This is a genomic window from Clostridium sp. K13 (assembly GCF_019734195.1).
Taxonomy (GTDB): domain Bacteria; phylum Bacillota; class Clostridia; order Clostridiales; family Clostridiaceae; genus Clostridium.
Window position 1 is genome coordinate 39,971 of sequence record NZ_JAASHM010000013.1, and the last position, 15,792, is coordinate 55,762.

Below are 15,792 nucleotides of genomic sequence, written 5' to 3' on the forward strand. Positions count from 1 at the left end.
AAAGGAGATACAAATATGATAGGAATTTCATTTATATTTTCAGCAATTTTATTTACTATAGTTTGGATGATTTTTAGGGTAAATTATTATAAAAAAAATAAACCTATAAATAGAATAAGAGAGATATTTATCAACTTATTCTTCATCTATTTTTTAATATTAGTTAATCTTACATTATTTAAATATGGAGATTTAATGATAGATTTTGATAATAGATTTTATATTAATTACATTCCTTTAGTAGAAACAATAAAAATGTTTAATAACAACTTTACAGATATTCATACTGCACTTTATAACGTTATAGGTAATATACTATTGTTTATCCCTTTAGGATTTGGAATACCATTATTTTTTAACAAAAAAAATAAATTATTCAAAATTATACTTTATGGATTTACAGCATCTTTATTTATAGAGTCAATTCAAATTTTTACTCCAAATAACTTTACTGATATAGATGATATTATCTTTAACACATTTGGTTCTGTTCTAGGTTTCTTAATATTTAATATTATTTATATGATATTTAAAAAAACTAAAATTGAAAGTTTTATTAATAGTATTAGTAACTCATATGATGGTAATTTACTCTTAGTAATAGGAAAACCTATCGGAACAATTATATTATTTTTTTCATTTTTATCTTTTGGATTATTATATAATGAAACTATTCCAGGCAATCTTTCTAATGAAGAATTAGCAGTTGAAGTCCTTGGGGAGGATACTTTTGAAAACTATAAAACAGCTCGTGATTTTGAAAATTATAAATTTTTACTTACTGATAATGGTGAATTTATAGAATTGAAAAATCTTAAGCGTTTTTTTAATAACAGATGGTATGATGAGAAGTTCAATTCTAGCTTTCAAATAGCAAGTGGTGATTATTCTGTTATGACACTAATTGAAAACAATCTTATTTCTGGAGTAGCCTTTGGTAAAAATAAAGATGCTAATATTATTGAAATTAATTTTAATGGTACAAAATATATTGAAAACATAGTAGAGGATGATTACTTTATAGTGCCCTTCCCTAAATTTGTAAAAGCAAATGAACTTACTGATTTCCATAGATTTTTTGATAATGAAAAAAGTACAGAATTAGAAATTAAATTTTATGATAAAGATGGTAATGAATGTCCCTATATAAAATTCACTTAAAATACTAATGAGCGTGTACTTGTCTATACAATCTTATACGCTCTCTTAAATTTAATATTTACTCTGATATATTTTTAAACATTATATACAAATTTAACTATAAAAATTATACATTTCCTCTGAAAATTATACATATATTATTAAAACCCTTGATTATATTAGTAAAATACTATATTATATAAGTAAACGTTAACAAGAAAGTTTGATATCTGATTAAAGTATCGGTTTAAATAAATAAACATATAATAGGGGGCATATTACAATGGGAATAAGCATTATAGAAAATAATAATATATTTGATATGATATATATGAATATTAACGAAGGAGCATCAAATAACGAATCTGCTAGAAGAAATCCAGGTAACGTTACCAGTAATTTTGTAAAAGATGTTAAATATTTTAAATTAAATAACCTTTCTAGAAATGCCAATGTAGAATGTTTTGAGGCAGTATCTAAAGATAAGAATGAAGTTTTACTTACTTTTAATGGATTATCACTTGAGAATATTAATAACTTAAAAAGACTTAAATTAAAAGGATTAAATGAAGATGCAATTTATATGAGTCTTCAAACTAATGAAGTATTTTCAGGTGGGGCACTAATGAATTATGGTGTAAATATAAAAAAGTTATTCCAAACTCATGTTAGTAATCAAATACATTTAAAAATGATATAATATTTTTTTAAACTATTTCAAATAAAAGTTAAGATGTAAAAAGATTTGTAAAATACAAATCTTTCTACATCTTTTTTTGTTTTAACCTAATTATTTTTTCTTTTTAAGTGAAAAAGCACCACCTATTATTGTAGTTAATCCAATTAATGCTGCCATTACTCCACTTGCTCCACCTGTTTTTGGCAAGTTTCCTGTCTTATTTGAATTACTTGAATTGCTTGAATTGCTTGAGTTTGATGAAGTAGTATTTGATGCAATATCCTTGTCCTCATTCCCATTATTATTTGATCCATTACTTATCTCAGTATTTGCTCCATCATTCTTTTCTGTTAAGCTGCTTAAAGCAACTTCTAAATTTTTAACTGCTTTTTCTACGTCTTCCTTTTCTGCTTCATTGCTTGCTACTATCTTTTTAGCCTCAGCTACAGCTGCTCTAACTCTACTTGATGATTCTTCAGTATAAATTGATAAATCAATACTATTAGCTTTATTTATTAATTCTTCTAACTTTGATTTATCTGGATTAAGCCTTAATTTTAAATATGATCTTAATAAACTATTATATGCTTCATCTACTTCTTCAACAGTTGCCTTTGAATTTTCTAATACCTTATTTGCATTACTTAATGCTTTATTAAACACTTCCCATGTTGAAGCTATATATTCCTCTTCCTTCTTATCTTTAACTAAATTTACAAGAGCATTTAAGGCATCTTTATTTACCTCAACCTTTTCCAAATTAGCTACAGCTTCTTTTAAAGCTTCAACAGCTTCATCAACCTCATACTGAAGTGCATTTTCATCAGCAATTACCTCATTAGCTTTTGCTATCGCAACAACTAAATTTCCCCAAGTTTCTTCTGTATACTCTTTTTCGTCTAAAGCTTCTACTAAAGTAACAAGTGCTTGAAGCTCTTCCTTATTTCCAGCCTTGAACTCTAGCATAGTTATAGCATTAAACAATCTCTTATATGATAAGTCAATATCAGAAGCTGTAGCATTTACATTTTCGTAAACATCAATAGCTTCTTTTAACGCCTCTGTAAACTCTTTTTTAACTATTGGAACTAAATCTTCTAAAGCTCCTATAGAAACTTGATAATTAGCATAATCTATAACATACTTTAATACTACTTTATCAGTTTTAAGCTTTAATCCAGAAATGGCATTGTTAAGCTCTTTTGTTGCATTTTCTATCATCTTATTTGTTGCATTAACGTCTTCAATTACCACTTCAGCAACCTTTAATACTTTTTGTAAATTTTCTACTGTTGCATTAGTATATAAAGTTAAATCTAAACTTTTAACATATTCAACTCTTTCAATTAATCCTGCTTTACTTGGCTTTAATTGTGCCTTAGCAATTGCTACATTAACCTTAGTAGTTTCTTCATTTATTTCAGCTTGAGTGGCATTTGCATTATTTAATACTATTTCTGCATTTGCAATTATATCCTCAAGTCCAATTACAGTTTGACTATCATAATTGTCTATATTAGCTAAAATTAAATTCCCTCTCTCTATAGCATCACTTAAAGCTACAGTATTTGCCCTTACAACTAGATTACTTATAGCATCTAATATACTGTTGTAACTTGAAATTACAGCTTCTTCTGATGGATTTTCTATATCTATTATTTTTTTAGCCTCTTCAACTGCACTAGTTAGTACTTTATAAGATATAGGCGTATAAAGTTTTTCATTATAATTACTTTCTGCACTATTTATTAACTCTTGTAGGGATCCTTTATTAATAATAGTATCTAGATTATTTAAAACATTTACTAACCTTGTTATTGCAGCTTCAACTTCAGCTTCAGTTGCTGCAATATTATTTAATACACCTTCTCCTTCAGCAATAGCAGATTGTAATGAAGCAATTGAAGCACCTGTTAAATTAGATGAATTGTTTAGTTTATCCCTAGCAGTATTAATAATAGCTTCTAACCCTTCTTTATTAACTATAGTTTCAAGTCCATCTATAGCTTCATTAAGAGATTTAATAGCATTATCTACCTCTTCAGTAGTTGCATCTGTATTATCAATTATAGCCTTAGCATTATTTAAGGCTTCTGTAAATATTGCAAAACTAGCTTCTGTATAACCTGTACTATTGTAATCCTTAACTAAATTATAAAGATTAATTAATTCACTCTTATCAACTGTAGCTACTGGAGTAACTATATTTTTCATATCCAACCACATTGCTACAGAATCATCAGTTGGTAATACTGCATATTCTGTTTCTCCTATAAATCCATTCTTTTGGGCTTTTACTTCAGTATCTGTTAAAGCTCTATTATAAACTCTTGCAGCACCTATTTCATAAGAACTATTTCTACTAGTTTCAGGACAATATCCAAGCCATAATGATTGATTATTAGTAGCTAATCCTCCTGTACTTCTCTCATTAGATGTACCCATTAATTCACCATTTAAGTAAATCTTAAGCTCATTACCTGTATAAGTTGCAACTATTTGTTGCCAGTTTCCTATCCAATTATCTGGAACATTAATAGTTTTTTCAACAGTATACCAGTTTCCATCAGTAGCCTTAATAAAGAAATCTAAAATTATACTTCCATTTAAGTTATCTCTAGTTCTTAATCCAAAGTTACTATCACCTTTACCCATAATCATATTATAATGCATATCTGTTCTAGTTGGATTTACCCAAGCCTCTACAGTAAAATCATTTTTACCTGCAAATATACTATTAAATATATCAGCACCATCAGTACCTTTATTATTATTAAGCTGTAACTTACCTGAAAGTTTAACTCCTACAGTTTCATCTTTATATAACTTAGATGTAGTAGTTATTATTGGATTAATTTCATTTAAACTTAAGTCTCTTATATAAGCTGGATCTTGCCCTTCCATAGCTTCAACTTTACTTATAGCTTCAGTTAATTTATCATAATTAGTTACTAAAGCTTTTTGACTATCACTTAACTTATCATAAGCTGACTTTAAGTCCATAACCTCATCATATTGAGAGTAAGAATAAATGAATAACTTATCTATAGAATCAATTACAACTTGCGCTGTTTGCTTATCAAATTCTTCCTTATCAAAACTTTCAATATTTCTCCATCCCTTACTTAATTCCATCTTATCTTGATTTTTAGTATATGGAACCATAGTATATTCATAACTATAAACTTTATCATTATATAACCTATAAGCATCTAAAACCTCTGGCCCACAGCTTGAATTACCATTACCTTGTGACTTATAATCTATAGTTAAAATTGTTTCTGCCCTTGGTCCACCTAATTCATATGGATGATTTGCATCATTAAGATCTTCTGCCGTAAAATGAAGTGCGCTAGCTTCTAACTGATCCTTGCCTGCAACTAATAATCCATTATTGCTATTTTCATTCTCAACAGAAATCCACTTAACTCCAGTTAAGTTACCTGTATCTTGAGTTTCTAAAAATGGATAGAAGAAGTTACTTACAGTTTCATTATATAATCCAACTGTAGCAAAAGTATTTCTATCTTGATAAGATTCAACGGGACCATCACCATACCAAGTTACATTTTCATATCCTTCTGGCAATACCATTGTAGAACCTACCTTAGGATATCTTCCCATTCCATTGCCTACTGCATCAATACTCATATTAACTGTAACTTCACCATTACCATTAATAGTGTAGACTATAGTTTCTATTGCATTATTAACACTTTTTAAAGTAAGCTTTGAAGTAATAACTGTTCTGCCATCTTCTAATTTAGAAGTTTCTATTGAATTAACCTCTATATCATTAGTAGCATTTCTCCAATTCGTATCATAACCAGCATCATTATTTAATTTAGCTCTGAAAAAGTTTGGTTTTGGACCTTCCTCAACTAAAACTTCGCCATTAAATAGGTAATTACCCATTAAGCCCGTAGCCTTATCTATTTCAAATGAGAAACCTTCACCTGATACTGTAATTACATTTTCTGAACTATCATCAACTGTAACCTCACTACTAATCTCTGGCTTAACCATGGCTACTTGTGCTGGAACTTTAAATTGTTCATAAGATACCTCATGTCCTGCTTTAGCATATAATGTATCCTTCTTTAATTTAACTGATATATTTAAATAATATTCTGCTCCATCCTTAATTTCTGTTGGCATATTATAAGGAATCTTTATTTCCTTAGTTTCTCTAGCTTCAACACTTTCATTTATAATTCCCTCGTCAACAACATTGCCATCCTCTAATAATTGCCAAGTAACATCATATTCATTTAAATTACTAAAGCTACTTTCGTTATAAATGCTAACATATCCATTAAGAATTTCATTTTCATCAGCTGTAAACCAGAAATTCTGATATTGGTACTTAACTTCATAAAGTTCTGGTTGAACATCTCTATCTGGTGATACTAACCCATTAACACAAAAAGATCCTGAATTTGGCTTATCACCATAGTCTCCTCCATATCCAAAGAATTTACCATCCATATAATCATTATATAAATCTTGATGTTCATCAGTAGTTGAATAGTAATCCCAATATTCAGATGGTAATTCTTGAAGCCCTGTAGCATAATCAACCCATAACACAACATTTTCTGAACTTTCATTTATAGCTGGAGTTACACTATTTTGAGCCATTAACTCTTCTGCAGTTAAAGCCTTATTATAAATACGTGCAAGTGACATATCTCCACTAAATTCTCTTCCATGAGTTACATCATATCCAACACCTATAGCATCATTATTTGCTGAAATTGAACCATTATATTGTCTAGTATTTAATAATTTTCCATCACAATATAATTTTAAATTTTGTCCGTCATAAGTCCCTGCTACTTGATGCCAATTCCCAACCCAATTTTCTGGAAAATCAGCTATACAAGATATCCATGAACCATTATTGTATACAAAGAACTCTAATCCTGAACCTGAGCTTTGAGTCTTTAAAGCAACTTGTAAATCTCCCTTTGCAAGCATTACACTATTTTTTGCAGTAGAGCTTGGATTTACAATTGCTTCAAAAGTAAATTCTGCTCCTTGTCCAGATAAAACTTCATTATATTTAGCATTATTATCTTTAGACATTACTGTATATCCATCAAAGGATTTTCCTGTTAAAGAACCTTCACCGGCATCCTTTACTTCATTACTTCCATAAACTGTACCTGATGCATTAAGAATACTTTTATCTGTGACTCTATAACTCTTAGGAAGATCATCTAATGACTTAGCCCTAGATTGGTCAACCCAATCCCAAACAAATGCACCAAGCATATTATCTCCACTTCTTATAGCATCCCAATATTCCTTTAGATTACCTACGGCATTACCCATAGCATGAGAATATTCACAAAGGACATATGGCATCTTACCTTCTCCAGCCTTACTTTTAACTGTATCTATATTGGGATACATATTACTATCTGTATCTGTTCCACCATTTCTTCCTTGACCTTCACTATGAACTGGTCTTGTTGTATCTCTATCTTTAAAATGCGAAATCATATCAGTATATAAATTATCAGCTCCATTTGTTGTATATCCCATTTCATTACCAATAGACCACATTACAACTGAAGTCTGATTTTTTAATGTTTGGAAAGAAGTATTTGTTCTATCCATTGTAAGAGGCTTTAAATACTGTGCTACAGAATTTTGATCCCACATAAGAGCATGACACTCTGCATTAGTTTCACCCATTACATACATTCCATATTTATCTGCTAAATAATATAAATACTCATCATTAGCATAATGCGAAGTACGAATTGCATTTAAGTTATAACTCTTCATTGTTTCTATATCTTTTTCATATACTTCTTTTGGAACATATTTCCCATATACTGGGTCAGTATCATGACGATTTGTTCCCTTAAATAATAGAGGTTGTCCATTTATAGTCATAGATTCATACTTTGAAGTTATATTATTATTACTTGAATCAATATCTGATCTAGTAAATGATATTTCTCTAAATCCTAATTGTTGAGATATACTTTCAAGCTCATTACCATTAGCATCTTTTATTGTCATTACTAATGTATAAAGGTTTGGTTTTTCAGCAGACCACAACTCTGGTGATTCAACAAATTTACTTGCCTCCACAGTTACCTCACCTTCAGCATCTATATCTGAAACATTAATAACCATTGGATCTTTTTCAAATTCATTAACTCCATTTCCATCAAATAATTTTACATCTACTGTATAACCTAGAGCTTTTTTTGCATTAAAATTCTTTATTCTTAAAGATAAGTTTAAATCTGCATTTACAAAGTTTTCATCTAAATCTGTAACTACAGAATAATCAAAAATATTTACATTAGGCGATGATTCTATATAAACATCTCTAAATATTCCACCATCATAGAACATATCCTGATCTTCCATCCATGTACCATCACAGAATTTATGAACTTTTACAGCTAAAGTATTTTCTTCTCCTGGTGCATTTAAGTAATCTGTAATATCAAATTTATGTGGTCTAAATGTGTCTTCACTATATCCTACCTCTTTACCGTTAACGTATACATAGTAAGCAGATTCAACACCTTCAAAAGCTATATAAATTCTACCATCTTGTTCATACATTGCATCATTTACTGTAAAAGTTTTTCTGTATAATCCTACTGGATTATAATTTACTGGTGCTTGTGGAACTGCAATATTGGTATCATATTCATTTTGCCACGGCATTTCAGTGTTTGTATAAATTGGGAAATCAAATCCTTGACTTGTCCAACTTGCTGGGAGTTGAACGTCCTTCCATCCATCTTCAGCATTAACAGTATAATTAGGATTCATAAATCCATCATCTAAGAACTTTTGAGCTTGCTCTGCATTTTGAACTACAGTTAAATTCCATCCATTCCCTTCTCCACTTAAAAGTTGATAGTAATTAGATCTTTCCTTTTCATAATTTAAAGCTCCAAGCCTTGCTTCCTCAACATTATGATATCCAATTGTTGAAGTTGTAACTTCTTCTCTATTAATTCCAAAAACACTAGCACCATTAACACTATTTCCATTTAAATCTGTATAAGTTGTACCAGTATATTCTTTATTGGTAAATTTCACATCATCTACTTCCAGTTTTGTTTCGGCTTGCACCAACTCTGGTGTTTTTTCACCAATCCATGGATTAATTTTCTTATCATAGCTTGTTGATGGTGCCTTTAACTCTAAATTAACCTGTGCATAAGTAGGAAATGCTTGCCCAGTAACTGAAGTTGCTACAGCTACTAATATCGCAGTAGTTATTAACCTATTTCTTCTAACCATACTATTTACCTCCCCCTTTATAAACGTTTACATAATTTACGTTATCTTAATAAACATTTTACAATATTACCCATATTTTTTTTATGTATCTAATGATTTTTTAACAATATTTTGTTATATTTGCGCAATATATTATATACCACTTCTATTTTAATAAGCTGTTACATAATATCTTACCTTTATAAATCACCTAATAAAAAAATCACATGTATTTCTAATATTTACTTTGCCAATATGACAAACTATTAATTTTCTACATGTGATTGACTATTATTCTATTACTTCTTTATTTTCTTTTGCATCTACTTTAGAGTTATAAAAAATACCCAATATCACAATTATAGCTCCTATAAGCTTTTGCCATGAAAAGTCTCCCATAACAATTGCATCTATAATAATTGCACATAACATTTGACCTGAGAACATTAATAATGTACTATATACCACTGGAATCTTAGGAATTACTATATTAGATGTATATACTACTATAACTCCCATAATTCCGCCTAAGAAAATATATAATGGCATTTTACTCATCTCTAAAATTGCTGGTACTGAACTACTTCCTAAGCCTATCAAAATAAATACTCCACCTACAAGTCCACCTATATAATGAATTATTGTACTTTGAATTAAACCAACTTTCTTTCCTATTGTTGAACTTACTACCATAGATAAAGTAGTTAATACTCCTCCAAACATGGCTAATAAAATCATTAACATATTATACTACCTCCCCTATGCCATTGTCATAATAACTAACCCAACAAAAACTATTAAAAATCCTACAATCTTTTTAGGATTAAATTCATATTTAGTTAATCCAAACAATCCAAAATGATCCACTAAAGATGAAAATATTAATTGCCCAAATACACCTAATGCTGTTGTTAATGCAACTCCTATACTTCCTATTGTTATTATATTAACTAATGTAAGTGATACTCCAAATATACCTCCAAGATATAAATAGAAAGGTAAGCTTTCCCTTATAACTATTTTTTCTTTTTTAATTGCTGCAACTATAAGTATTGCAATAAGTCCAATTGCATGAATAATCACTACAGAATATGCACTTCCAACATAACTTTCTAATCCACTATTAAAAGAAATCATTATAGAAATAATTGCCCCTATAGCTAGTGCTAAAATATTATACATTCAAATTCCTCCAGTAAAATTTCTAAAAACATCTTATCAGATACTTACATCTAGCAACTAGGACATTTGTCCTATTTTTAATTTAATAGTATAATCTTTTTAGATAAATATTTTATTTATGCTATACATATAACTATTTTTAGTTTAAGGGAGATACTATGAAAAAACTAAATAATCCTATTTTACTTGAATATTACATAAAAAAACATACACTAAATAATTTTTTAAATAACAATTTACTAAACTATATAGAGATTCATACTTTTAATAAAAATGAATTCCTTTGTACTTTAAATGAAAAACTTTTATATATGTACTTTTTAGTTGATGGAAAATATAAGGTTACAACTCTTTTGTCTAGCGGAAAATCTCTTTTACTTTGCTTTAATACTCCACTTTCTATTATGGGTGATATTGAATTTATTGAAAATCCATATGCAGATTGTAATGTACAAGCTTTAGAAAATTGTATTTGTCTTGCTTTACCTATATCTAAAATTAAAGATTATGGTTATGATGATCCTGTATTTTTAAGATTTATAATATCTTCACTCCAAAAAAAGCTTAGACGTAATTCTAGCTATATGAGTATAAATATACTTTCTCCAATTGAAAATAGATTTGCTAGTTATTTAATATCATCACTTCCATCTAATACCTCAAAGGATCTAGTTGTGGATATAGATGGTATAAATAATTTATCAGACCTTCTTGGATCAAGTTATCGTCATTTAAATAGGGTAATTAAAAATCTTAGTGATGAAAAAATAATAAAAAAGGCTAAAAATTCAATACAAATTCTTAATCTTGATAAATTAAAAGATTTAGCTACAGATGAATATAAACATTAATCTATTAAATTTCAAATAGTTATTCTATATATTTCAATTTTAGTTCATAAATTCATTTGTGAAATAAAACAACCTTTGATAAAATACTAATGATAAAAAAATGGAGGTCAAAACATATGATGCAAAAATTATTAAGCAAAACTAGACAAGCTATAAATGATTTCAATATGATAGAAGAAAATGACAAAATAGCCGTTGGGCTTTCTGGTGGAAAAGACAGTGTGACACTCCTTCATATATTAAAAAACTTTCAAAAATTTTCTCCAGTAAAATTTGAACTTATTGCAATTACATTAAATCCAGGTGATGTTGATAATGGTCCTCTTCATACATTATGTAAAGAAATAGATGTTCCATTTTATGAAATACAAACTGATATTGCAAAAATTGTTTTTGATATAAGAAATGAAAAAAATCCATGCTCCCTTTGTGCTAAATTGAGACGTGGTGCGTTAAATGATGCAGCTAAAAAACTTGGCTGTACAAAGGTTGCACTTGGACATCATAAAGATGATGCTGTTGAAACCTTTGTTATGACAATGTTCTATGAAGGAAGAATTAATTGCTTCTCTCCAAAATCATATATGGAAAAATATAATTTAACTATTATAAGACCAATGGTATATATTGATGAGTATATGATAAAAAAAGCTGTTAAAGATTATAGTTATCCAATAATAATAAACCCATGTCCTGCAGATGGTCATACCAAAAGACAAGATGTTAAGGAATTAATTAAAAATCTTAATGGTGATTTTCCTAATCTTAAAGAGAAACTATTTTCTGCTTTAAATAATAGTGAACAACTATTTATTTGGGACAAGCAAGAAATTGATAAAATCAATTCTAAAGAATAAAATTTAATTATTTACATAGAATAATCTTTGAATAAATATAAAATATTTAAGGAGATTTTTTATGTCAAGTTATACAGGAACAGTTAAATGGTTTAATGTAGAAAAAGGATATGGTTTTATTTCAGCTAATGATGGAAATGACATTTTTGTTCATCATTCACAATTAAAAGAAAATGGACCTGATAATACATTACATGAAGGTGAAAATGTATCATTCTCTATTGCTGATGGACAAAAAGGTCCTATGGCAATTAATGTACATAAACTATAAAAAAAGTGGTAGATGAATTTTATTCTCTACCACTTTTTCCTACTTTATTTAGTATTGAATATTATGCTTTTTTTCTTCTTCCATTTATAACAAATGCTCCGGAAGAAATAATTACTAATGCTATAGCTAATAATACTAAGGAATTTTCTCCTCCTGTAATAGGTAATGCTTTAGCTTTAACAATTACCTTTATAGTTAATGTTGTTTCATTATTATCACTATCTGTAACCTTATATGTTACCTTATAATCTCCTACTTTTTTAGTGTTTACTGTATTTTCAAGAACTTGAATTTTAGAAGTTAGATCTCCATCTTCTTTGTCTGATGCAGTAACACCATTTAAAGCATCAAAGTTATCTCCAACCTTTAATACTAAATCCTTAGCATTAATAACTGGTTTTTCATTTGCTTCTGGTTTTTCATCTACTGGTGGTTCATTTCCATCTGTTGTATCATCTTCTATAGAATCATTATAACTCTTAGTATCTACTAAAACATATGATGCTTTTGCAGGAACATTTATTTTACTACCTTCTATAGTTCCTAATGATTTAACTCCAGCCTTTTCTTCATTTACTACTACTGTCCAATCACTTGAAGGTAATTCAACTTCAACTTCACTATCATTAGAATTAAATATTACAGCAATATCATTCCATGAGTCATTTGTTTGTTCACCATTTAAAGTATATGCTACAACATTTTCTTCATTAACCTCTAAGAAGTTAAGACCTTCTTGTATATCAGCTGTAGTATTCATTCTAAATGATTTATGAGCTTTTCTTAAGGAAATTAACCCCTTATAGTATTCAAATAAATCGTTATATTCTTCTTTTCTAGTCCAATCAATCTTATTTACTCTATCAGATGCATTATAGCTATTATGATTAAAGCTTCCATCTTCATTAACCTTTGTTCTAGCTATTTCTTCTCCTGCTTGGAAGAAAGGAATCCCTTGTGATGTTAATACAAGTGCTGCTGACATCTTATTCATAGCTAAAAGTTCTTCTTCAGTTGCATCAGGATTAGTAGTTTGTAATTTGTCCCATAAAGTTAGATTATCATGTGCTGATGCATAATTTATTGTTTGGTATGGTTGATTTGCCCATGCTGTTGTACCATATCCTGAATATTGGTTTGGTCCACCAGTATATTCAACTTGATCATTTTTAGTTGATGCAACTATACCAAATTTAATAACATCTTCAAGACCACTAAATCCATTTATAAATCCTGGCGTAGTATCTTCAAATACATGACCCTTAATTCCATCTCTCATATCATCACTAAAAGCAGCTATTTGTAAATCTCCATATTTAATAGTATTAACCTTTAATGCTTGTTCTTCGCTAGGTAATGGTGTACCTCCACCAGTCCATCCTTCACCATAAATTAATATACTATCATCAACTTCATTTAAAGTATTTCTTATTTCCTTCATTGTTGTTATATCATGAAGTGCCATTAAGTCAAATCTAAATCCATCAATATGATATTCTTCAGCCCAATATTTAACTGAATCTACCATCATTTTTCTAACCATTGAACGTTCAGATGCTAATTCATTACCACATCCTGAACCATTAGAGAATCCGCCATCCTCATTTTGTCTATAATAATAATCTGGAACAGCTAAATTTAAGTGTGAATCTGCTGTAGCTCCTGTATGATTGTAAACTACATCCATAACTACTCTTATTCCCGCTTTATGAAGTTCCATTACCATTTTCTTAAATTCTTCTACTCTAACCTCTGCACTATATGGATCTGAAGAATAAGAACCTTCTGGTGTATTATAGTTTTGAGGATCATATCCCCAATTGTATTGTGCCTTATCTAACTTAGTTTCATCAATTGATCTATGGTCAAATGTAGGTAATAAATGTAAATGTGTTATACCTAATTCCTTTAAGTGATCAACTCCTGTTTTAATATCTCCATTACCAAATAAAGTTGTACCAGATTCCCATACACCATTATATTTGCCTTGAACTTCCATAGAAGCACCTGATGATGAATCAATAGTAAAATCTCTTATGTGTAACTCATAAATTATAGCATCTGTAGCATCTACAAACTCTGGCTTTACATCATTCTCCCAACCTTCTGGATTAGTTGAATCTAAATCAATAACCATTGCTCTATTACCATTTACTCCAACAGCTTTTGCATATGGATCTGTAACTTCTTTTTCTACTCCATTATTAGTCACTAAGTAAGTGTAGTAACTTCCATTTAAATCTCCATTAACATCTAAAGTCCAAATACCATTTTCGCCCTTAGTCATTTCTTTAATTTCTTTTGCATCTACACCATTCCCAGCATCAAATAATGCTAATTTTACACTTGTTGCAGTTGGAGACCATAATACAAAACTTGTCTTATCTTTTGAATATAAAGCTCCTAATTCTTCATTATAATGATATAAATCTTCAAACTCTTGAGAATTAAATATCTTTCCTAATGTTACTAATTTTCCAGTATATCCATCTATCTCTAAATTATATTCATTAGTCAAACTTAATTCTTTTTCAGTCACTATTTTACCTGAAATTAGATTCTCATTTATATCTAAACTCTTAACTTTTATTAATTCATCATTTTCTTTTAAAGTAACATTTTCTATAGTTAAATCTTTACTCATTTTTACATTAGTAGTAAAGCTAATTTCATTTAATGAATCTATTTTAGCAGATGTAATTGCTAGATCTTTAACAGCATCTTCTGCTCTAAAAACAATTTCTGAATTGCTTTGTACTAAGTAAGCATTTATTTCACCATTATTATTGGCATATGCTAAATTAATGAATCTATCAAATTCAATATCCTTAGCTGACCAATCTGGTTTTCTGATAATGATACCGATTCCAGCTTCTTTGGCATTTACTACATTTTCATATACTATTGAAGTAGTTTTTCCAAAATCATCTTCACCATTAAACGCATGTCCATTACCACCATGATTTGGATCTAACCAAGCCCATACATCCCATTCATCATAGTCATTATTGAATCTATAATAATGTAAATTTAAAGTTACTTTTTCAAAATCCCTATTTATTTTCTTTAGTTCTACATCCTTATTATCCTCTTTATGATTAATAACAACTTCTGTGTCACCAGCTGATAAATCTACAAACTTATCTGATCCAAAATAATTTTCAGTCCATTCATTACCTTGCTCACTTCTACGAAGTATATATCCTAATTGATCTGCATCCTTTGATGTTTTTACAACAGCAAACTTACCATCTTCATCTTCTCCTATAAAGTCAATGCGCTTACCATCTTTTCCAGCTTCCCAAACCCAAAGGTTCCATCCATCATAATTTCCATCAGGTCTATTATATCTAATCTTTACATAAACCTCTTCTGATGCTTTAACACTTATTTCCGAATTTTCTTCAGCTTGTACAGAAAGTGGCAGTTGAATAAATGCTATACACATTATTAAACTTAATACTGCTGCTAAAGCTCTTTTAAATTTTCTCATAAATTTTCCTCCCATTATGCTTATTAAAACAATATTTAATAAGTTATTTTACATAA

Annotated in this window: 9 protein-coding genes; 5 read left to right on the forward strand and 4 right to left on the reverse strand. The window is 28.9% G+C overall.

The window, feature by feature from the left end:
* Positions 1-15: 15 nt before the first annotated feature.
* A complete protein-coding gene (locus tag HCG76_RS09280) occupies positions 16-1,161 on the forward strand; it encodes a VanZ family protein (RefSeq protein ID WP_221700069.1) in 1,146 nt (381 codons plus the stop codon).
* Positions 1,162-1,423: 262 nt separating this feature from the next.
* Positions 1,424-1,840, forward strand: a complete 417-nt coding sequence (locus tag HCG76_RS09285) for a GH36 C-terminal domain-containing protein (RefSeq protein WP_221700070.1) — start codon at positions 1,424-1,426, stop codon at positions 1,838-1,840.
* A 90-nt stretch (positions 1,841-1,930) separates the two neighbouring features.
* Here HCG76_RS09285 and HCG76_RS09290 read toward each other — a convergent pair whose 3' ends face one another.
* From HCG76_RS09290 to HCG76_RS09300, 3 genes are all read right to left on the reverse strand, one after another.
* On the reverse strand, positions 1,931-9,103 hold the full coding sequence (locus HCG76_RS09290; protein WP_221700071.1) for a glycoside hydrolase family 2 TIM barrel-domain containing protein: 7,173 nt from the start codon (positions 9,101-9,103) through the stop codon (positions 1,931-1,933).
* A gap of 270 nt (positions 9,104-9,373) precedes the next feature.
* Complete coding sequence (locus HCG76_RS09295) at positions 9,374-9,826, reverse strand: DMT family transporter (protein ID WP_221700072.1); 453 nt, start codon at positions 9,824-9,826, stop codon at positions 9,374-9,376.
* 15 nt (positions 9,827-9,841) lie between these two features.
* Complete coding sequence (locus HCG76_RS09300; protein ID WP_221700073.1) at positions 9,842-10,264, reverse strand: DMT family transporter; 423 nt, start codon at positions 10,262-10,264, stop codon at positions 9,842-9,844.
* 158 nt (positions 10,265-10,422) lie between these two features.
* Here HCG76_RS09300 and HCG76_RS09305 point away from each other — a divergent pair, with 158 nt between their 5' ends.
* The 3 genes from HCG76_RS09305 to HCG76_RS09315 all read left to right on the forward strand — a co-directional run bounded on the left by HCG76_RS09305 (position 10,423) and on the right by HCG76_RS09315 (position 12,243).
* Positions 10,423-11,115, forward strand: a complete 693-nt coding sequence (locus tag HCG76_RS09305) for a Crp/Fnr family transcriptional regulator (protein ID WP_221700074.1) — start codon at positions 10,423-10,425, stop codon at positions 11,113-11,115.
* A 119-nt stretch (positions 11,116-11,234) separates the two neighbouring features.
* A complete protein-coding gene (locus tag HCG76_RS09310) occupies positions 11,235-11,972 on the forward strand; it encodes a tRNA 2-thiocytidine biosynthesis TtcA family protein (protein WP_221700105.1) in 738 nt (245 codons plus the stop codon).
* A gap of 61 nt (positions 11,973-12,033) precedes the next feature.
* A complete protein-coding gene (locus HCG76_RS09315) occupies positions 12,034-12,243 on the forward strand; it encodes a cold-shock protein (RefSeq protein WP_195468633.1) in 210 nt (69 codons plus the stop codon).
* A gap of 61 nt (positions 12,244-12,304) precedes the next feature.
* Here HCG76_RS09315 and pulA read toward each other — a convergent pair whose 3' ends face one another.
* Positions 12,305-15,736 (reverse strand): type I pullulanase, encoded by a 3,432-nt coding sequence (gene pulA / locus HCG76_RS09320; protein WP_221700075.1) that lies wholly within the window; start codon positions 15,734-15,736, stop codon positions 12,305-12,307.
* Positions 15,737-15,792 lie beyond the last annotated feature (56 nt).

What these genes read in the sequence shown, in the direction of transcription:
- HCG76_RS09310 (WP_221700105.1), top strand. Translation starts at nt 11,235, where the DNA reads ATGCAAAAATTATTAAGCAAAACTAGACAAGCTATAAATGATTTCAAT.
- pulA (WP_221700075.1), bottom strand. Translation starts at nt 15,736, where the DNA reads ATGAGAAAATTTAAAAGAGCTTTAGCAGCAGTATTAAGTTTAATAATG.
- HCG76_RS09315 (WP_195468633.1), top strand. Translation starts at nt 12,034, where the DNA reads ATGTCAAGTTATACAGGAACAGTTAAATGGTTTAATGTAGAAAAAGGA.
- HCG76_RS09300 (WP_221700073.1), bottom strand. Translation starts at nt 10,264, where the DNA reads ATGTATAATATTTTAGCACTAGCTATAGGGGCAATTATTTCTATAATG.
- HCG76_RS09280 (WP_221700069.1), top strand. Translation starts at nt 16, where the DNA reads ATGATAGGAATTTCATTTATATTTTCAGCAATTTTATTTACTATAGTT.
- HCG76_RS09290 (WP_221700071.1), bottom strand. Translation starts at nt 9,103, where the DNA reads ATGGTTAGAAGAAATAGGTTAATAACTACTGCGATATTAGTAGCTGTA.
- HCG76_RS09305 (WP_221700074.1), top strand. Translation starts at nt 10,423, where the DNA reads ATGAAAAAACTAAATAATCCTATTTTACTTGAATATTACATAAAAAAA.
- HCG76_RS09285 (WP_221700070.1), top strand. Translation starts at nt 1,424, where the DNA reads ATGGGAATAAGCATTATAGAAAATAATAATATATTTGATATGATATAT.
- HCG76_RS09295 (WP_221700072.1), bottom strand. Translation starts at nt 9,826, where the DNA reads ATGTTAATGATTTTATTAGCCATGTTTGGAGGAGTATTAACTACTTTA.